At 59.8% G+C, this 18,980-nt stretch carries 15 protein-coding genes and 1 pseudogene; 10 read left to right on the forward strand and 6 right to left on the reverse strand.

What is annotated here, in order from left to right:
• Positions 1-165: 165 nt before the first annotated feature.
• Complete coding sequence (thrS, locus tag Enr8_RS23010; RefSeq protein ID WP_146436263.1) at positions 166-2,172, forward strand: threonine--tRNA ligase; 2,007 nt, start codon at positions 166-168, stop codon at positions 2,170-2,172.
• Positions 2,173-2,229: 57 nt separating this feature from the next.
• On the opposite strand, the gene Enr8_RS23015 is transcribed toward thrS, so the two are convergent.
• The gene (locus tag Enr8_RS23015) at positions 2,230-2,859 is read right to left on the reverse strand and encodes a hypothetical protein (protein WP_146436265.1); all 630 of its coding nucleotides are present in this window, start codon (positions 2,857-2,859) and stop codon (positions 2,230-2,232) included.
• 657 nt (positions 2,860-3,516) lie between these two features.
• On the opposite strand from Enr8_RS23015, the gene Enr8_RS23020 reads away from it, so the two are divergent.
• The 3 genes from Enr8_RS23020 (at position 3,517) to Enr8_RS23030 (ending at position 6,255) form a co-directional block, all read left to right on the forward strand.
• Entirely contained in the window at positions 3,517-4,434 is a 918-nt protein-coding gene (locus Enr8_RS23020; protein WP_146436267.1) for an aminotransferase class IV, read from the forward strand.
• A 108-nt stretch (positions 4,435-4,542) separates the two neighbouring features.
• Positions 4,543-5,656 (forward strand): peptide chain release factor 2 gene (prfB, locus tag Enr8_RS23025; protein WP_390620207.1). Its coding sequence is split into 2 segments (ribosomal slippage): positions 4,543-4,611 and positions 4,613-5,656, totalling 1,113 coding nucleotides; the frame shifts between segments, so codons are not numbered across the junction.
• A gap of 8 nt (positions 5,657-5,664) precedes the next feature.
• The gene (locus Enr8_RS23030) at positions 5,665-6,255 is read left to right on the forward strand and encodes a hypothetical protein (RefSeq protein ID WP_146436269.1); all 591 of its coding nucleotides are present in this window, start codon (positions 5,665-5,667) and stop codon (positions 6,253-6,255) included.
• On the opposite strand, the gene Enr8_RS23035 is transcribed toward Enr8_RS23030, so the two are convergent.
• Positions 6,243-6,710 carry a response regulator gene (locus Enr8_RS23035; protein ID WP_186767824.1) on the reverse strand — a complete coding sequence of 156 codons (468 nt, stop codon included), beginning with the start codon at positions 6,708-6,710 and terminating at the stop codon, positions 6,243-6,245. The genes Enr8_RS23030 and Enr8_RS23035 overlap by 13 nt on opposite strands.
• Positions 6,711-7,115: 405 nt before the next feature.
• On the opposite strand from Enr8_RS23035, the gene Enr8_RS23040 reads away from it, so the two are divergent.
• The 3 genes from Enr8_RS23040 to Enr8_RS23050 all read left to right on the forward strand — a co-directional run bounded on the left by Enr8_RS23040 (position 7,116) and on the right by Enr8_RS23050 (position 12,316).
• Positions 7,116-8,864, forward strand: a complete 1,749-nt coding sequence (locus Enr8_RS23040; protein ID WP_146436273.1) for a hypothetical protein — start codon at positions 7,116-7,118, stop codon at positions 8,862-8,864.
• Positions 8,865-8,872: 8 nt separating this feature from the next.
• Positions 8,873-10,183, forward strand: a complete 1,311-nt coding sequence (locus Enr8_RS23045) for a polysaccharide biosynthesis/export family protein (RefSeq protein WP_246120218.1) — start codon at positions 8,873-8,875, stop codon at positions 10,181-10,183.
• Positions 10,184-10,330: 147 nt separating this feature from the next.
• Positions 10,331-12,316: a redoxin domain-containing protein gene (locus Enr8_RS23050; protein ID WP_146436276.1), complete on the forward strand. Its 1,986-nt coding sequence runs from the start codon at positions 10,331-10,333 to the stop codon at positions 12,314-12,316.
• A gap of 195 nt (positions 12,317-12,511) precedes the next feature.
• On the opposite strand, the gene Enr8_RS23055 is transcribed toward Enr8_RS23050, so the two are convergent.
• The 3 genes from Enr8_RS23055 to Enr8_RS23065 all read right to left on the reverse strand — a co-directional run bounded on the left by Enr8_RS23055 (position 12,512) and on the right by Enr8_RS23065 (position 14,951).
• The gene (locus Enr8_RS23055) at positions 12,512-13,735 is read right to left on the reverse strand and encodes a HEAT repeat domain-containing protein (protein ID WP_146436278.1); all 1,224 of its coding nucleotides are present in this window, start codon (positions 13,733-13,735) and stop codon (positions 12,512-12,514) included.
• A gap of 191 nt (positions 13,736-13,926) precedes the next feature.
• Positions 13,927-14,355 (reverse strand): acyl-CoA thioesterase, encoded by a 429-nt coding sequence (locus tag Enr8_RS23060; protein WP_146436281.1) that lies wholly within the window; start codon positions 14,353-14,355, stop codon positions 13,927-13,929.
• An 8-nt stretch (positions 14,356-14,363) separates the two neighbouring features.
• A complete protein-coding gene (locus Enr8_RS23065; protein WP_146436283.1) occupies positions 14,364-14,951 on the reverse strand; it encodes an HAD family hydrolase in 588 nt (195 codons plus the stop codon).
• A 158-nt stretch (positions 14,952-15,109) separates the two neighbouring features.
• On the opposite strand from Enr8_RS23065, the gene Enr8_RS23070 reads away from it, so the two are divergent.
• Positions 15,110-16,348, forward strand: coding sequence for an outer membrane protein assembly factor BamB family protein (locus Enr8_RS23070; protein ID WP_146436285.1), 1,239 nt, complete (start codon positions 15,110-15,112; stop codon positions 16,346-16,348).
• A gap of 156 nt (positions 16,349-16,504) precedes the next feature.
• On the opposite strand, the gene Enr8_RS23075 is transcribed toward Enr8_RS23070, so the two are convergent.
• Positions 16,505-17,428 (reverse strand): GNAT family N-acetyltransferase, encoded by a 924-nt coding sequence (locus tag Enr8_RS23075; RefSeq protein ID WP_146436287.1) that lies wholly within the window; start codon positions 17,426-17,428, stop codon positions 16,505-16,507.
• A 224-nt stretch (positions 17,429-17,652) separates the two neighbouring features.
• Between Enr8_RS23075 and Enr8_RS26655 the strand changes: the two are divergent.
• Together Enr8_RS26655 and Enr8_RS23080 are read left to right on the forward strand one after the other, a co-directional pair.
• A pseudogene (locus Enr8_RS26655) lies at positions 17,653-17,721 on the forward strand (prepilin-type N-terminal cleavage/methylation domain-containing protein); the annotation flags it as partial.
• Positions 17,722-17,748: 27 nt separating this feature from the next.
• A complete protein-coding gene (locus Enr8_RS23080) occupies positions 17,749-18,813 on the forward strand; it encodes a DUF1559 domain-containing protein (RefSeq protein WP_222434937.1) in 1,065 nt (354 codons plus the stop codon).
• Positions 18,814-18,980 lie beyond the last annotated feature (167 nt).

Genomic DNA, 18,980 nt, shown 5'->3' on the forward strand with positions numbered 1-18,980 from the left:
GGCGAAAAACGCTCGGCAGGCGGCCTGCGATGGCGACTCGCTCTAGGAGGGGGCGCTTTCGGTCTCTATACTGCTGCACTGCGGCGCCATCGGCATTCAGACGTCCTTTGTTTCGACGCCGGCCGACGACGCTCTCACGCGCGTATTGGAAGAATTGCAGATCCCATGCTTGAGGTTCATCTCCCTGACGGCAACGTAAAATCTTACGACATCGAAGTCACCCCTATGGATGTCGCCGCCGACATCGGCGCTGGCCTGGCCAAAGCGACCCTGGCGGCTCAGGTCGACGGCCAGACCGTCGGCTTCGACACCAAGCTGCCGACCGAAGGCTCGGTCAACTTGCGGCTGTTGACCAACAAAAATGAAGAAGCCCTGGGCGTGATGCGGCATAGCTGCGCACACATCATGGCCCGCGCCATCATGCGTCTATTCGACGGCGTGCAGCTGGCGTTTGGTCCGACCATCGAAGGGGGCTTCTACTACGACTTTGATCTGGAGCACAAGCTGACCGCCGAAGACTTCCCGGCGATCGAAGCCGAGATGAAGAAGATCATCAAAGAAAACGAGCCGTTCGAGCGGATCGAAGAGTCGCGCGAAGGGGCGTTGGCCGTCGTCAAGGACATCGACCAGAAGTACAAGATCGAGCACATCGAAACCGGCCTGGGCGATCACGGCGCCTTGTCGTTCTACCGCCAGGGCGAGTTCATCGATCTCTGCCGCGGCCCTCACGTTCCCAAACCGAAAGCGATCGGCGCCTTCAAGCTATTGTCGGTCGCCGGCGCCTATTGGAAAGGGAGCTCCGACAACAAGCAGTTGCAGCGAGTTTACGCAACTGCGTTCTTCAACAAGGAAGCCCTTGCCGCGCATCTGGAGAAGCTCGAAGAAGCCAAACGCCGCGACCATCGCGTGCTGGGCAAACAGCTTGAGCTCTTCTCGATCAATCCAATGGTCGGGCAAGGTTTGATTTTGTGGATGCCCAAAGGCGCGGTCATTCGCCAGCAGCTGACCGACTTCGTATCGGAACAGCTGAAGAAGCACGAATACGAATCGGTCTTCACCCCCAACATCGGCAAGGTCGAGCTTTACAAGACCTCGGGACACTATCCGTATTACAAGGATAGCCAGTTCCCGCCGATCCACGTGGCGGATGACGAAGAGTACTTGCTGAAGCCGATGAACTGTCCGCACCACATCATGATCTACAAGAGTCGGCCACGCAGTTATCGCGAGCTGCCGATTCGCTTGTCGGAATTCGGCACCGTCTATCGCTACGAGCAATCGGGCGAATTGAACGGCATGACTCGCGTCCGCGGCTTCTGCCAGGACGACGCCCACATCTTCTGCATGGAAGAGCAGGTCGAAGAAGAATTCCGTAAGTGCATCGAGATGACTCAGTACGTACTGAACAGTCTCGGCCTGACCGACTATCGCGTCCGGCTTGGCTTCCGTGATCCTGACAGCACCAAGTATGTCGGCGACTCGAAGGTCTGGGATCGGGCCGAACAGTCGCTCGTTTCGGTCTGCAAGAACATGGGGATCGACGCCGTCGCCGAAGCAGGCGAAGCCGCCTTCTACGGACCGAAAGCGGACTTCGTGGTCAACGACTGCCTAGGCCGCGAATGGCAACTTGGCACCGTGCAGCTCGACTACAACCTGCCGAGCGCCGAACGCTTCGCCCTGGAGTACATCGGCGCCGACAACCAACCGCATCGCCCGGTGATGATTCACCGCGCTCCGTTCGGCTCGCTCGAACGGTTCATGGGCGTGTTGATCGAGCACTTCGCCGGCGCCTTCCCGCTCTGGCTCGCTCCAGAGCAGGTCCGCGTCTTGGTCGTCAGCCAGAAGTTTGAAGAGTACGCCCGCAAGGTCGAGGCCGAACTCAAACAGGCGGGCTTCCGCGTCACCGGCGATTACCGTCCCGAAAAGATCGGCGCCAAGATCCGCGATGCGCAGCTAGAGTTGATCCCCTACATGCTGATCATCGGCGGACGCGAGATGGAGACCGAATCGGTCGCCGTTCGCGATCGGATCGACGGGGATCTCGGATCGATGAAAGTCGCCGAAGCGATCGACAAGCTGAAGCAGGAAGTCGCCGAGCGTAAGGTTCGCCAGGTCTACGCCGGCTCGTCCGGACTCGGAACTGCCGCAACCGGCGCCGTCGAAGAATACTAAACGCGAAAGACGCGACAATCGAAACTCGAAAACGCCGGCAACCCTGCCGGCGTTTTTTTAGTCGAAGTCGCCGCGGTTCACTTTGCCGGTCGCGACCGCTGCGGCTGGCTCTTCGAGCGGCATCATGTCCAGGTCGACCCGCGTCGCGCTGTTTAGACTCGCATCCGTCGAGCCCTGGCTCCAATCGATTTCCATCTCTTGGGCAAATCGCTCTTCATCGGTCGGATCACCTTTCATCCATCCCAGCATGCCTGCAAAGTCGAGGATCGCCGAGCTGATGAATCGTCCTGGCCCCAGCAGAATTCTCCACGTCCGCAGACTGCGGTTGTAGTTGTCCGAATACTTCCAGGGGTTGTTGACCAGACCGCCAAGGAATCCCACGTTGTTGTAATTGGGACGGGGGACAAACAAGAAGGCGATCGCCACATACATCATTTCGACGCCGACAATGATCGCCAGCTTTGAGAACGCGCCGGACGGCAACAGGAGCTGGGTGATTTGCCAGTGAAACGCCCAATAGCCCATGCCCCCAAGCATCGCCAGCGACGTGATCGACTTGAACAGAACGACAGCGACGCTCGTTTGGCGTACGTAGGTCGTGTTTACCTCGATCGTTCCGCAGTCGCTGGGCCCATTGCGGGTGGTCCAGCCATAGGTCGGACTGGAAATGGTATCGAAGATCCACATAGGACGTTCCTGGGGTTCGACTAGAGTCGTCGCGGGAAAAGAGTACTTAGCTGCCTGTTGAAAAATGCCCTCGTGGCATTTTCCAACCTCGCCAGGCTCAGAGCATAGCTCTTCGCGGCTGGCAAAATAACACTTACGTCGCTATTTTGGGATCGCATCCCTGCGATCACGCAGTCCGTCGAGAAAATCAACGGACTGTTAGAAAGGTAGCTTTTTTCCCTTGGGGATGACGAACGTGCGCCGTAACGCCCGTCGGCGGCTGACAATTCCGACCGCGCGACCTAACGGTTGTAACGATTAGTCTTGCGACGATTCCCCAGGATTTCGGATCCCCTGCCATTGGGAATTTCCTATACTTAATTAGAGAGGGTCTCCAAATCTCTTTCATTTAGGAGCCAAGCGATGTATGCCAAGACACGAATCCAACGGACGCAGGAAGCGGTGAAATGGGCCGTCTTGCTGGCTACGGCCGGCATGATGATGGTGATCGCCTGGCAAGCGGTCGGCGGTGCCTGGTAGCCAGCTGACAAACGCAGGCTGGGAGCAAACCCAGCCGACGGATGCGGCGGAAAAAATGTTCGCCGACGGGCACTCCACATTTCCTGGGGAGTCGTTAGAGTTGCGGTAGAGCACCTCTCCGCAACCCACGATACTGCCATGACGAGCCCCATCGCATTTCACACCGGCCGCTGGATCCCCCAGGCCGAACTTTCCATCCCGATCGACGACGTCGGCTTCGTCATGGGAACGACGGTCGTCGAGCAACTCCGCACCTTTGGCGGCAAGATCTTTCGGCTAGAGCAGCATCTCGCTCGGCTCCGCGACAGTCTGGCGATTATGGGCCTGCAGATTCCCTTCAGCGACGCCGACCTGTCGCAGGCCGTTCAAGAGATCATCGCCCACAACCACCCACTGCTGACGCCTGGTGACGATCTGGGAGTCGCCATCTTCATCACCCCCGGCAGCATGGAGCATCCGGGCCAACAACCGCTGGTCTGCATCCATACCCGCCCGGTCGCATTTAATGCCTTCGCCGGCAAATTTACGTCGTGTCAGGCGCTGGTCGTTCCGCCGACGCGTCAAACCCCAGTCGAGTGCTGGCCGCGACAACTAAAGGTCCGCTCCCGGGTGCACTATTACCTGGCCGATCTGGAAGCCCGCAAGATCGAGCCGAATGCCCGGGCCGTCTTGCTTGACCTGGATGGCCACGTGATGGAAGCGACAACCGCCAACCTGGTCGCTCACTTCGCTGGGGAAGGATTGGTCGCCCCGCCGCGTGAGTTAGTCTTGCCCGGAATCAGCATCGCCGCTCTGGAAGATCTCGCCAAACGTCTGGCGATTCCGTTTCAGCATCGACTGATGACGCCCGACGATGTCGCCCAGGCGGACGAGATCCTGCTGACCAGCACGTCGCCGTGCGTTTTGCCGTGCCACCGCTGGAATGGCCAACAGGTCGGCTCCGGCGGTCCGGGGCCCATTTTCGAGCGGCTGATCACCGCGTGGAGCGAATCGGTCGGGCTCGATATCCGCGACCAAGCGGCTAAATTTGCGGTTCGTGACGGCGCTGCGGTTTAAGACCGGTCCTCGTCCTGGCCGCAGCGGCCCTCGTCCTGTCCACAGCGGCAAGGTACAATGCGATGCTTGAAACATCCCTGCTGTTGTCCCTAAGGGCGAACCGAAACGATGGACCGCGATACGATCGACCGTGCCGAAACGATACGTCAGCGTTTGACGCAGCTTCAGGACAGTCTTTGACTACGCCGCCAAGAAAGCGGAGCTTGAAGCCGCCGAAGCGAAAATGGCGGCGCCCGGCTTCTGGGACAATCAGGAAAAAGCGCAGGCGGTTGTCGGTCAGCTCAAATCGCTGAAATCGATTCTGGAACCGCTCGACGATTGCGTCACCGCCGTCGGCGATCTCGAAACGATGTTCGAAATGGCCGAAGAGGACGACTCGTTCGCCGCCGAAGCGAAGTCCGAAGTCGAGCGGATCGAGAAGGTGCTGGACGAGCTGGAGCTGAGGGCGCTGCTCAGCGGTCCTCATGACGACTGCGGCGCTCTGATCTCGATCCATGCCCGCGACGGCGGCACTGACGCCAACGACTGGGCCGAGATGCTGCTGCGGATGTACTCGCAGTGGGCGGCCCAGAACGACTACAGCGTTGAGCTAATCGATCGTTCCGACAACGAAGAGGCGGGCATCAACAGCGCCACCTTCGCGATTCGCGGCACGATGGCGTACGGCTACCTGAAAGGGGAAACCGGCATGCACCGCCTGGTGCGGATCAGCCCGTTCAACTCGGAAGGAAAGCGCCAGACCAGCTTTGCGGCGGTCGACGTCTCGCCGGAGATTTCCGACAGCGAGGAAGTCGAGATCGACGAAGAGGACGTGCGCGTCGACACCTTCCGGGCCAGTGGCGCCGGCGGACAACACGTCAACAAGACCGATAGCGCCATTCGTCTGACCCACATTCCGACGGGCGTGGTCGTGCAGTGCCAAAACGAACGGAGCCAACACAAGAACCGGGCCCAGGCCTGGAAGTTGCTCCGTTCGCGCATGGCGCGACTCGAAGAGGAAAAGCGGGAAGCGGAAGAGGCGGCCCGTTACAAGACGCAGGCCAAGGTCGGCTTCGGCTCGCAAATCCGCAACTACTTCCTCCATCCCGATCAACGCGTCAAAGACGCACGCACCGGCCACTACGTCGGCAGCTTTCATGCGGTGATGGACGGTGATATTCAGGGCTTTCTCGACGCCTACCTGCGTTGGCGCGTCGGTCAAGGCGAAGCAGAAGGGAACTAACTTCGATTATGTCCAGCGACAGTGACAACGACATCCAATTCGTCGACGCCATCGATTCCGACGGGCGCGGGCTTTTCGTCAGCTTCCCGGGTCGAGGCGATCGCTTTGGCCACGTCGTCTCGATCGTGTGCGGCGAAGAAATCGTTCCTTGCATGGTTTCGCTGGAAGGGGACGATGCGGAAGAATGGCCCGACAGCCCGCCGATTCAGCAGTTGAGCGTCGAACAGCGCAAGACCGGCGCCGTCGGTCTCGGCGTCGGCCAGGCAGGCAAGAGCCACTGGTCGGTCACCGTCGAAACGTTCGCCGAAGAGCGGCGCATCGATTTTCACGTCGCCTGTCGGCTGAAAATGCATCCGGCGCAGATCAGCAGCCGCTATGCAAGTCTGCTGGGCGAAGGGATCGAGCCGACTTCGGTCGATCCCTACACATGGAGTTGGACCGCTGGCGACAAGACGCTGTTGGTTCGCGAGTCGGTCTTTGATCACTATCCGGCGCCGGAGTTTCCGGCCACCGCCTCGGGGTTCGAAATCAACGCGGCGGTTGATCAGATGCCGTTTCCCAAGACGATCGAGTGGCGCTATTCGTTTCAGCTGGCGTAAAGCGAATAGTAGCCGTGCGACACGGTAATATGTCCGTGCAGATCGGGGCCCGCCAGTTCCTGTTCTAACAGCTGAAAATTCTTGATCTCTTGCGTGCGGGCGATCAATTCGTCCTTGCGGATCGGCTTGGCGAGATAATCATTGGCGCCGGCTCGCAGCGCTTGCTCGACGGCGAGGTTGGTGCGATGTGCCGATACCATCAAAATAAAGGGGCGACGAATGTTCTGGACGTAGCGTACATGACGCACCAGATCGATACCGGCCGCATCAGGCAATTCCCAATCGCAAATGATTAGTTCGGCGGGAAATTCGTCAAAAAGCGTCAACGCTTGTTTGCAGCTTCCAGCCGTACGTACTTCAAATCCAGCGGCGTTGAGCAAATCAGTCAACAAGCAACGCATCAAACGGTCGTCGTCAACCACAATCGTCGGAATCGGCAGTTTCGTTGTATCCACGTCTGAGTATCTCACGTTAGATGTTCGTTCCAGCGTTTCCGTCGCCAAGACACTGCCCTATCTCGGCCGACTCATGATTCATAGCCTAGTCGGCAACGGCGACTCTCCGCATCTGGGGGGCAAGGTCTGGCTTTTGCGCACAATCGCAGTGGGTCGCGCTAGCCTTTAACGATTGCGCCAGTAAAGCGAGTTCAGCCAACCTTGGCGTTGACGCGACTTCAATCTCCAGTTCGTCTAGCGCGTTGTAACGAGTATTCGGCCTATGCCAGCGGTGCTGGAAACGGACGTTCCGATCCGGCCGGTTTCAGTGAATGCACGTCCCAAATCGAGACGATCCTAACGACCGCGGGATCATCGCGTCGGCGGAGTACGACGCGCCCCCGGCATCTCCTGAACGGAATCACGATGGATCGTAAACACCCAATTTGGATGGGACCGACGGCGTTTGCCGCCGCCACGCTCGCGGCGCTGACCGGCTGCAGCGATGCGCCGACGTCTCCTTCCGCCCGAGTTTCGAAAGCTGGTTCGCTCGACGCCCCTGGTCGGTTTCACGCGCCGGCCGACGTCCGCCCGGTGGCGCTGGAGATCACCGAAGGCGCCGCCGATCAGACGATCGAGAACCCTTATCTGCAGTCGCAGTTGCCGACTCCCTTCGCATCGTCGGTGATTGGCCTGCCGCCGCTGCCGGAAGCGGCGGCAGAAAACGCGCAACCAGCGCCAGCTCCCGTCCAACCGACTCCCACAACGCAGCGCTACATGCCGCTGATCGAAGCCCAGCCGCAGCTAGAAGCGCCGATTACCGTTCCTGAGCCTCGCTTGGACGAGCCTGATTCGACCTTCTCACTGCAGGCCCCGCAGAACAGCGCGCCCCAACCCGCGAAGCCCGACATGGGACCGTCGAAGCTCGAAGGTTCTCGCTGGAGCAACAATCCGGCTCCGGCGCCGCGAAAGACGTCGGAACCGATGCCTGCGGCTTCGCCGCAATCGCCGGAAGTGTCGCTCGATCAGTTGGAGCTGTTTCCGCTGCAGCCAGGAGCGCCCAGCAAACCGGCCCCACGACACGAGATGCGCTCGCTGCCCGAATTGCCGCCGCCCCCGGAACTCTCGCAACAGCCGCCCGCTTTCATGCCGCGGATCGAAGCGGAAGTGGCCCCGCAGCCCGAGCCGCAACGTACTCCGGTCGCCCCCGCCGCGCCGCTGGTTCAGAGTCCTCCGGCCCAGTTGTCGCCGGTGGCGATTCCTCCGCAAGCGTTCGCCGCGGCGCCCAGCAATCCCGCGCATCAGCGACTTGACCTGCATGCGATGGCGGCGGTCCGCGGACGCGCCCAATCGTTGATCGAACACAGCTTCTTGTTGGCCCAGCGCGGCGCGTTCTTCTCGGCTCGCGCCGAGTTGATTCAGGCGTTGCGGCTGTTGACGCAAACGCTGGACACCGAGCGTCAAACGCACCAGTACAGCGAAGCGCTGGCCGAGGGCCTGCTCGCCTTGGAAGAAGCGAGCGACTTTGTGCCGGAGGGATCCCGCCTGGAAGCGGACATCAACCTGGAGCGACTGATCCAGTCGCACCGTACGCAGATTTTGAAGAAGGTCGATGCGTCGCAACTGACGCCGCTGGTCGCCGCCCAGCAATACTTCTCGCATGCCCAAGATCGCCTGGCGATTGCGTGCGGCGGAGTGCCGGAGTCGTCGGCGGCGCTGTACGGCTTGGCCAAGCTGCAGCCTTACCTGAAGTCGGGAAGCGGCGGCGACAAGGCGTTGATCGGCCCCCGTTCGATCGCACTGCATCAGTCGGCGTTCCTGGCCGATCCGAACAATATCCTGGCCGCCAACGAACTGGGCGTATTGCTCGCCCGGTATGGACAGCTGAGTGACGCCAAGCAGGTTTTCGTCAAAGGTCTTCGCAGCCATTCGCTGGCCGATACCTGGAACAACCTGGCGAAGGTCCATGAGATGCTTGGGGAAAACGAAATGGCGAGCCTGGCTCGCGAAGAAGCGAAGTACGCCACCGCGCAAGGGGGCGTCGCCCCCAAGGGCAACTTCGTCCGCTGGGTTTCTCCGGAAGCGTTCGCCCAGCAACAGCGTCGCGAAGAGACGGCGATCGGTCTGCAAAATCCCGACGTCAGCCGCCAACCGCAACATTTTCAGCAACGTTGAGTCGCAAGATGATTAGTCGCAATTTCGTGCCGAATTCGCTCCGCGCCAGCCGCTCGCTGGTCGTCGTCGCTGGTCTGCTGTTGGCAACCGGTGGAATCGGCTTGGCGTTGACTCCGGCCATGCCGGAAGTCGCCGCAAGTAGGCCATCCTCCGTCGAAGCTGCCGCTCCCCGTCCCGCGGTGGTGACGCCGGCCGCCTACGAAGCGACGACCGAGCCGGCGAATATCCAGTTGTGCGCCGGCCCGACGCCCTGCGTCCCCTGCCCGACTCCGGCCGAAGTGGTCACCAACCCGATCATGACCGGCGTCGACTCGAACACGCCGACCTGCAAGGGGGAGTTGCACTGGGACTCGCGCCGCCCGATTCCTTGGCAGATCTTCGCGCAAGGCGAATACGTCGGCCCGGCTCGCTTGCAGCATGTGCCCGAGTATCGGATTCGCGTCGACGATCAGCTGGAGTTCGTCTACCGCTTGACCCGTAACGAGATGACGACTCCCTACCGGCTGAACGTCGGCGACGAGATTCGTCTTGAGTCGCTTACCGACCCCAACCTGAACCGCGACCTGGTGATTCAGCCCGATGGTTCGATCACGGTGCTGTTGCTTGGCCAGGTGCATGCCGCTCGCAAGACGGTCGTCGAACTGACGGACCTACTCGACAAAGCGTACAAGCGGTACTACAAAGTCCCCGCCATCACCGTAACGCCGCTGCGGGTCAACACCAAGCTGGAAGACTTGCGAGCGACGGTCGACAGTCGCGCCGGTCGCGGCGGTCAGTCGCAGTCGGTCCGGGTCACCCCGGAAGGCACGATTCAGCTGCCGGCGATCGAGTCGGTTCCGGCCCAAGGTTTGACCCTCGACGAATTGAAGCGGGAAGTCGACGAACGCTACGCCCAGGTGGTCAACGGGATCGGCGTCACCCCAATTCTGACCGAGCGGGCGCCGCGTTACCTGTACGTGCTGGGCGAAGTCCGCACGCCGGGCCGGTTTGAGCTGGTCGGACCGACCACCGTCATGCAAGCAATCGCCTTGGCGGGCGGTTGGAACGTCGGCGGTAATCTGCGGGAAGTGGTCATTTTCCGCCGTGCCGAAGATTGGCGCCTGGTCGCGACCAAAGTCGACATCCAAGGCGCCTTATACGGCAAACGTCCGATTCCTTCGGACGAACTGTGGCTACGCGACTCTGACATCCTGGTTGTGCCGAAGCAGCCGATCCTGTGGGCCGATGAGTTTATCGAGCTCGTCTTCACCCGCGGCATCTATGGCGTCGTCCCGTTCAACGGGATCAGCATCTCCTACAACGACGTCACGGCGTTGTAAGGATCGAGAACTTCGCCGGGGGGGCAAGAATCTGCTCCCCCGGTGAAACCGATTGACACCAGGCAGGGTTTTAATGTACGACGGGCGAAGGTAACCTCGCTGACCGACCTGTACATTCATTCCCCTTCTCTGCCCGGACTCGACTCGATGAACCGCTCTTCGCTTCTTTCGCTTGCGCTGCTGGCGTTTACGGTGACCAGCCCGCTGTTGGCCCGCGATTCGGTCGCCGAGAAAACGCCGATCGGGGCGACGATCCCCGATATGCAGTTGAAGGACTACCGCGGCAAAGATTACTCGCTGGGCGATTATGGCGATCAAAAGGTGATCGTTTTGGCGTTCCTGGGAACCGAGTGCCCGCTCGCCAAACTGTATGGCGGCCGCCTGCAGCAGATGGCCGACGAGTACGCCGACAAGCAAGTTGCGATCATCGGCGTGATGTCGAACGAGCACGACGCGGTCACCGAGATCGCCGCCTATGCCCGCAAGCACAATATTTCGTTCCCCTTGCTCAAGGATGTCGGCAATCGTCTGGCCGACGCCGCGGGAGCCGAACGTACGCCGGAAGCGATCGTCCTGACTGCCGACCGCAAGATTCGCTATCGCGGCCGAATCGACGACCAGTACCAGATTGGGGTGGTCCGTGATAAAGCGGAAGAGCACGAACTGCGCGACGCGATTGAAGACCTGCTGGCGAGCAAACAAGTCGCCGTCCCATCCACCGATGCGATTGGTTGCCATATCGGCCGCGTCCGCCAACCCCAAACCGATAGCAAAGTCACTTACTACAACCAAGTCGCTCGGATCTTGCAAAAGCGGTGCGTTGAGTGCCATCGCGAAGGGGAAATCGCCCCGTTCGCCCTGACCGACTACGACGAAGTCGCTGGCTGGGGCGAGATGATCGCCGAGGTGGTTGAAGACAAACGGATGCCTCCGTGGCATGCCGATCCGGCGCACGGCGTCTTTAAGAACGCCCGCCCCATCCCGGCCGAGGAAAAAGAACTGTTGCTGAAGTGGGTCGCCGCCGGAGCGCCGGCAGGCGATCCGGCGCAAGCGCCGAAACCAGTCGAGTATTCCAACACCGGCTGGACGCTGGCGACCGAACCCGACCAGGTGATCAAGGTTACCAAAGATCCTTTCAAGGTCGCCGCGACCGGCGAAGTGAAGTATCAATACTTCATTCACGATCCCGGCTTCACCGAGGACAAATGGCTGCAAGCGGCCGAAATTCGCCCCGGCAACCGGATGGTCGTCCATCACATCCTCGCATTCGCCGTCGCGCCGGGCGAGCGCAATCTGCGCGATGGTGGGGCCCGCGGTTTTCTGGTCGGCTATGTTCCAGGCATGCGCGCCGAGCCGTTTCCGCCAGGCATGGCGAAGCGAATTCCGGCCGGTTCGCGGCTCGTCTTTCAAGTTCACTACACGCCGATCGGTAGCGAGCAGTTCGATCAGAGCGAACTGGGGCTAGTCTTCGCCGATCCAAAAGAGATCAAGTACGAAGTCAAAACGACCAGCGCCCTGAATCGCGCGTTCAAAATCCCGGCCGGCGACGGCAACTATCGGGTCGAAGCGAATTCGCTGCGTCTGCCGACCGAAGGCGCCTATCTGTTGGCGATGATGCCCCACATGCACCTCCGCGGCAAGGCGTTTCGCTATGAGCTGAAGCAGGAAGGGGAAAACGAAGTCCTGCTCGACATTCCGGCTTATGACTTCAACTGGCAAACCGCCTATCGTCTGCAAGATCCGCTACCGCTAACCGCCGACAGCGTTATCCACTGCGTCGCCCACTTCGACAACTCGAAATGGAACAACGCGAACCCCGATCCGTCCAAAGTGGTGAAATGGGGAGATCAGACCTGGGAAGAAATGATGATCGGCTATTTTGACGTCGCGCTGCCCTACAAGCCCGGCGATGCGAGCGAAGAAGCGAAAGTCGACAAAACGCTGGCCGCCGCCCGTAAGGTGATGGATCGCTACGACGCCGACCAGGACGGCATCGTCCTCCGCAACGAAGTCCCCGATAAAGGGCAACGTTACTTCGACCTGATCGACAGGAACAAAGACGACAAGGTCGAAGAAGAAGAGATCATCACGACGCTCAAGCAAATGCCGATCTTGCTGCAGTTGATCCGCTAGTTGCCACAACACTAGCCCGCAGCGCGAGCGAGGGAATGCGTTAGGGTGAATGACTAATGTCTAAATCCTAGTGTCTAATGACAGAGGGAGAGGACGCCAAGTCTTTCTTTGTTAGACATTGGTTATTTGCTTGCGAGCGCATTCCCGCGTTTGCGGACTAGAGAAGAGTAGCGATTCTTCGAGGCGGTCGCTTACTTAGCCGTCGCGGCGGAGATCAACCGTCGGCGGGGCCTGGCGGTTGGCGTTCCAGTGTTTCCACTGGGCTTCGTCATAGCCGAAATTGGCGTTCAGTTCGGCCGCTTGCAGCGTTTCCATCAGCGCCCGCAGCACCGCTTCGTTGCGTAGATCGCGGGTAATGATCTGCGGCTTTGAAGAACCAAACGAGAATCCGCCGGTACTGCCGCTGCCGAACGCGGCGGAAGTTTCTCCCGGCTTGCTCCCCTTCGTCACCTTGTACTGATGCGACGTTACCAGAGAGTCGATCAACGCGTCGATGGCGGCCGGGTGTTTCAGACGGGCCAGCACCAACGCGGCGCGATTGACGACCGTGTTGTCTTTGCTGTGGAGCAACTGCATCAGGTGCGCGACTGCCCGATCGTTGGGGCGACGCTCGAGCAGGATCGTTGCGCGATCGCGGAGCGAGGCCGAAGGATCCTCGAGCGCCACGTTCGTCAGGGCGGTCGTCGAAGGCCCGTTGACTAGGTTGCCCAATGCGTCGACCAACGTCTCACGCATTCCCTGGTACTTGCCGTCCTTCAAGAGTTCAATCAGCGGTTCGGTCGCCATCGGATCTTGGATGGCGGCGATTTCGGCCTGCACGCTTGCCGCTTTTTCGCCGCCACGGCGCATCTGCAACAGGTACGATCGCAACTTGACGCGCCAGTCCTTCGTAGCGTCTTTGTATTTTTGGGAGCGTTCTTCCATCGCCACATCTTGCGGATACATCCACTTTCCCTTGTGGCGAATCATCCCTTGGTCTTTGAACCACTGTTCGGTAATGATCCATTCGCCGCGTCGACGAATATAGCCAAGCGCTCTTCGCGCTTGCTCGTGATTGGGATCCATCGTCAGGATCTGCTGCAGGTGATGATCGCGCTGCTCCGGCAGATCATGTTTGCCGCACCAGTCGGCCATCTGCCAGTTGCCGTCTACATCGGGAGGCATCTGCGGCAAGATCGCTTCGTAGTTCCGCAGTTCCGGAGACTTTTCGATCACCTCGGCCACAATATCGGCCGGCAAGACCATATCGCCCCCGGCGGTGCGCACATGCAGCTCTTGCGGCGTGTCGGCCGCGGGGCTCAGCAACTCCCCGTCGATTCGACCGCCGGAGGTCAGCACAAAGACGTCCGCCACCGCCGGCGTCGCGATACCAGTCGCGGCCAAAAGCAGGGCGGTGCGGAAGCGGCGGATCAACTTCACGTCGAGGAGTTTGCCGAAAGGGAGAAAGGGTTCCGGTGCAGTGTACGACGCTCAGAATGCCGGCGCCCTGCAAACTTCAACACCGGCGCACGGCGAAGGAGCCGTTTTTAGTATAGGCGAGCGGCGCAGGCCAAGCCATTCGGAAGTAAACAAACCGCCGCCAGAGGGGGAATTCGGTCGGTTCGTACCGCTTATACCGACGCTTCGTCTTGCCGGAAGAGCTGGAAGGCGTTCAGAATCTCGTCGGGAATCCGCCGCGGGGTCCGTTTGGCCATGTCGATCAAGACCCACTTCGTTTCGGCCTTGGCCAGGGTCCGCCCATCGCTGACGCGGCAGATTTCGTACTGCCGCAAGACCGATGCGGTGAAGTATTCGGAAAGCCAGGTCTTGATGACCACTTCTTCCCCTTCAAAGGCCGGCGACAAATATTCGATCGAATGGGCCCGCACGACCCATCCGCAGCCGAGCTCTTCGTAGCGGCGCTTGCCCCAGTTTTCGGCCACCGAATGGGCGACCGCCGCGTCCTGCATCCAGCGCAAGTAAACCAGGTTGTTTACATGCCCCTGCATGTCGATGTCGGCCGACGCGACCGAGACCGCATGTTCGTAGATTGCCGCCACGTTAGACCTCACGAAACGGTAATTCGCCGCGGAGTGAAGAAGTTACGCACATCAACCACTTCCATGCCGGCGCGACGCGCCGCTTCGACGCCCAGATCGGCGTCTTCATAGACGCGGCAATGCTCCGGCTCGACATTCAGCTGCTTCGCCGCTTCCAGAAAGACGTCGGGATACGGCTTGTGCCGCGCGGTGTCTTCCGACGTCACGCAGGCGTCAAAGTGGTTCGACAAGCCGATATGCCCCAAGATCAGGTCAGCGACGTAACGCATGGCGCCGGTGGCGACCGCCATTGGAATGCGACCGCGATACTCGTAGACCAGCTCGACCGTCGCTTCGATCGGGGCGACATTGCTGATTTCCAGCAGAAACGCCTCTTCTTTCTCGATTGCGACCGTGTGAGGATCGAGCGCGATCCCCTGCTCTCCGGCGAGCAATTCGACGATCTTATCGCTCGGTTTTCCGCCCAGGGCGTAAAACCGGTCCTCATCGAAGGTAATACCGTACTTTTCCATGGTCGATCGCCAAGCGACATAGTGCGCCGGCATCGTATCGGCCAGGGTTCCGTCCAAATCAAAAATCAGTGCGTCAAAAGGCATTGGCAATAAAATCCTTAGGACAATCGTTGTTCGCCCATTCTAATTCGAAACGGCCGGTTTTCGTAGGCCGCGGAAGTTAGGCGAAATTCGTTGACCCGGGTGTGGGAAGACGCATAATGGATCTTCCCCCCTTAACCCTCACTCGACGGAGTCGATTTATGTCCCGCCTGCCTGCCCTCCTTTTGGTTTTCCTGTTCTTTTCCGCCACGAAAGCAGCGGACAACTGGCCGGAATTCCGAGGACCGCACGGCGATGGCGTCGCCCAGAGCGAAAATCTACCGGTCGATTTTAGCGATCCCCAAGCCCTGAAGTGGAAAACCGCAATCCATGATCGCGGCTGGTCGTCACCGGTCATCTGGGGCGATCGCATCTGGGTCACCACCTCGACCGAAGACGGTACCAAACAGTCGGTCCTGGCGCTCGACCGCCACACCGGTGAGATTTTGCTCGACCGGGTCGTCTTCACCACCGACGATCCGCAAGAGAAAGAAGTCTCGAACAGCTACGCTTCGTGCACGCCAGCGATTGAAGAGGGCCGCATTTACGTTCACTACGGCAGTCTGGGAACGGCCTGTCTCGACAGTCAAACCGGCGAAACGATCTGGGAGCGACGCGATCTCCGCTGCGATCACTGGCGCGGCCCCGGTTCTTCCCCCATCTTGGACGACAAAAATTTGTACGTCGCCTACGACGGCTACGATTTTCAATACGCCGTGGCCCTCGACAAGAATTCGGGCAAAACGGTCTGGAAGCGTGATCGCAACATCGACTACGGCACCGACAACGGCGACCGCAAGAAAGCGTACAGCACCGCCTGCCTGTTTGAGCATGAAGGCCAGCGGCAGTTGGTGATGCCGAGCGCCTCGGACACCATTTGCTACGATCCGGCCACCGGCGACGAGCTGTGGCGGGTCAAACATGGCGGCATGAACGCGGCGCCGCGTCCGCTCTACAAACATGGTCTGGTTTACATCACCGGCGGCGACCGCGATCGCAAGCTGTTCGCGATGGATCCTTCGGTTCGCGGCCAAGTCCCCGATGATGCGATTGCCTGGGGATTGTCGAAAGGCGCCCCTTATCGCCCCTCGCAAATCATTCTCGGCGACCGGATGTACATGATCGAAGACAAGGGAATCGCCACCTGCGTCGACGCCAAGTCAGGCGAAAAAATCTGGCAAAAGCGAATCGGCGGCAACTATCGCGCCTCGCTGTTGGCGGCCGGCGGCAATCTTTACTGCTTTGACGAAAGCGGCAAGATCACCGTCTTCAAGGCGAGCGACGAGTTTGAGCTGGTCGCCGAGAGTTCGCTCCCTGACGGCTTTCAGGCTTCGCCGGCCGTCGCTGGCGATTCGCTCTATCTGCGGACGACCAAAGACCTCTACTGCTTCGAGAAATAACGCTTAGCTGCCTGTTGAAAAATGCCATCGTGGCATTTTTCAACCTCGCCAGGCTCAGAGCGTAGCTCTTCGCGGCTCGCAAAATAACGACTTACGTCGCTATTTTGGGATCGCATCCGTGCGATCACGCAGTCCGTCGAGAAAATCAACGGACTGTTAGCAGGTTTCCGGCATAAAGGTCGGCATCACGATCCCCTCGATAATCGGCGGGCGATCGTAGGCCTGGGCCAGGTGCAACTCGCAGTTGCGTCCTCCCAAGGCGTACATGATGGCGACCAGCTTGGGGTTATCGCTGGGGATTAGCGCGACCGGCGTCTGGCCGGGGTATTGATTCAGTTCGGCGACGATCAGCGCCGCGATTTCGATGGAACTGGTTCCGACCCCGGGACCGATCATGTTGCTGGCTGGATGCCCGATCGAAGCCATCGCCCCGGTGATCTCTCCGTTCCGTTCGATCACCGAACAGTGCCAATAGCCCCGCTGGTTGGCGATCATGTACCGCCAGTCCCCTTCCCGCGACGTCCGCCACACTTCCTGTTCCAGCCGATCGATCGCTTTGACGTCGTCCAATGTGGCCGGACGGACTCGCTCAAGCGGAAGGTCCATCAAGTGCAAGCCGCCGCCAGACGGAACGCGGAAGAACATATCCTGGTAGACCGCGTACGGATGAAAAAAGCGTCGACTGTAGAGCGAAAACGAATCGAGGTTCATCGCGCTCGAAACGAGCCGCAGCGGCAACTCGCGCTCATCGGCGATGCCGATAATGTCGTCCAACAACGCGCTGGCGATTCCGCCGCCGGCAAACTCGCTAGAAGCGTTCATGATCCCGAGCGAGATGTGCGTCTGGCGGGGATGATAAAAACAGGATCCGATGATCCGGCCATTCGCTGCGCTCTGCGCCACCAGGCAGCACCCCGGGTCGAGATCTTCGTACACTTCCGGAAACAGCCCGCACGCTTCCGGCGGGCAAAGAAAGATCTTGTCGCGACCATGCGATAGATACCACGCATTGGTCGAGGCGTGAATCAACTCGGCGATCTCGGCCGCATCCTTGGCCTCGGCAGGATGGATTTTAAACATAGACGCTCCCAGAAGTTACTGCTTACATCTCTAGTTTCCATTGGCCCCCCTCAGAAAGTCAACTCGGCCGCGGCCAGCCGGCATTCGGCACGTACTTTCCAAGATTGAAGGAACGGCGAGCGCCATTATCGCATCTGAATATTTGCTGCAATTGCGTTGAAACAGGCCATCAGAAGAATTAGGCTATTTAGGCGCTTACTTCGTCGAAATCTGAGGGCAAGGTCATGAATTCAGGCAGGACTCAAGCAGGCAGGCCCTGCGGCTTCACGCTCGTAGAATTGCTGGTTGCAATTGCAATCATTAGCGTTTTGATCGGTCTGTTGATTCCCGCCGTTCAGCAATCGCGGGAAGCGGCGCGACGCGCTCATTGTCAAAACAATCTCCGCCAAGTTGGTATCGCGGCGCACCTGTTCCATGACGTCAACAAGCGACTCCCCCCCGGTTGGATCGGGGCCACCCTCGCTGGCAAGCATGAGGTGTTTGGCCTGACCGGTTGGGGCTGGAGCGCCCATCTGCTGCCGCACTTGGAACAGAAAGGGATCAGCGATCGGCTGGCGTTTGAATATCCAATGTTGTCGGAAATAAACCAGGTCAGTCGCGAACAAGAGGTTTCCCTGTTTCATTGTCCGAGCGATCCGTCGACGGCGCCGCTGACCATCTCCTTCCTCAATCAGACGAGTCTGACGCTGCCGCGATCCAACTACGTCGCCAACTTTGGCGCAGCGCCGCTCATCGCCGCAGGCGGCTTCCAAGGGACAGGTCTCAAGTTTTCCGGCGCCCCGTTCAAAGGCCCTTTCTCGCACAATAGCGGCACGCAGTTGCGTGACTTCTTGCGCGGCGCCAGCAACACGATCCTTGTCGGAGAACGCCGCTCGAACCCGACCGACGAGTCAACCCGAGCAACCTGGACCGGCTTCGCCTTCGGACATGCCCGCTTTTTGGCAAACGTCGTCGGGACCTCGAACAAGCCGATCAACGATCCAGACGATACCGCATTCTCAAGCAGCCACCCAGGCGGCGCTTTATTCTTGTACGCCGATGGACATGTCCAATTCTGGTCCGACACAAGCGATCACTTGCAATTCGCCCAGGCGTCTCTTTTGGATGAAAACAATGCAGGCCTGGTCACCTTGCTGGCGGGGGGAGACGCGGTCTATTATCCCGATGAACCGGATGAGGAAGAAGATGAAGCGGACGATCCTGACGACGAATACGTTCCGCCGGTCAGCGTTCCGCCTGGTTATTTCTACGGACCCGGCGGCGATGGCGAGGCCCTTTGCCCGATCTGCCTAGAGCCGAGCTTAGAGCCGTGGCCGCATAAGCCTGGCGAAGATGATCACTTGCCGATTCTGCGGCCGATCCTGCGGCCGATTCGATTCCGTTAGCAGTCCGTTGATTTTCTCAACGGGCTGCTGGATCGCAGGGATGCGATCCAAAAATAGCGACGTAAGTCGTTATTTTGCGAGCCGCGAAGAGCTATGCTCTGAGCCTGGCGAGGTTGGAAAATGCCACGAGGGCATTTTTCAACAGGCAGTTAGGTCTCGCGCGACGC

Source organism: Blastopirellula retiformator (assembly GCF_007859755.1).
Taxonomy (GTDB): Bacteria; Planctomycetota; Planctomycetia; order Pirellulales; family Pirellulaceae; genus Blastopirellula; species Blastopirellula retiformator.

Coding starts and splice junctions, on each gene's coding strand:
- Enr8_RS23075 (WP_146436287.1), bottom strand. CDS start 17,428: ATGTTTAAAATCCATCCTGCCGAGGCCAAGGATGCGGCCGAGATCGCC.
- Enr8_RS23030 (WP_146436269.1), top strand. CDS start 5,665: ATGTCCAGCGACAGTGACAACGACATCCAATTCGTCGACGCCATCGAT.
- Enr8_RS23045 (WP_246120218.1), top strand. CDS start 8,873: ATGATTAGTCGCAATTTCGTGCCGAATTCGCTCCGCGCCAGCCGCTCG.
- thrS (WP_146436263.1), top strand. CDS start 166: ATGCTTGAGGTTCATCTCCCTGACGGCAACGTAAAATCTTACGACATC.
- Enr8_RS23065 (WP_146436283.1), bottom strand. CDS start 14,951: ATGCCTTTTGACGCACTGATTTTTGATTTGGACGGAACCCTGGCCGAT.
- Enr8_RS23070 (WP_146436285.1), top strand. CDS start 15,110: ATGTCCCGCCTGCCTGCCCTCCTTTTGGTTTTCCTGTTCTTTTCCGCC.
- Enr8_RS23020 (WP_146436267.1), top strand. CDS start 3,517: ATGACGAGCCCCATCGCATTTCACACCGGCCGCTGGATCCCCCAGGCC.
- Enr8_RS23050 (WP_146436276.1), top strand. CDS start 10,331: ATGAACCGCTCTTCGCTTCTTTCGCTTGCGCTGCTGGCGTTTACGGTG.
- Enr8_RS23040 (WP_146436273.1), top strand. CDS start 7,116: ATGGATCGTAAACACCCAATTTGGATGGGACCGACGGCGTTTGCCGCC.
- Enr8_RS23015 (WP_146436265.1), bottom strand. CDS start 2,859: ATGTGGATCTTCGATACCATTTCCAGTCCGACCTATGGCTGGACCACC.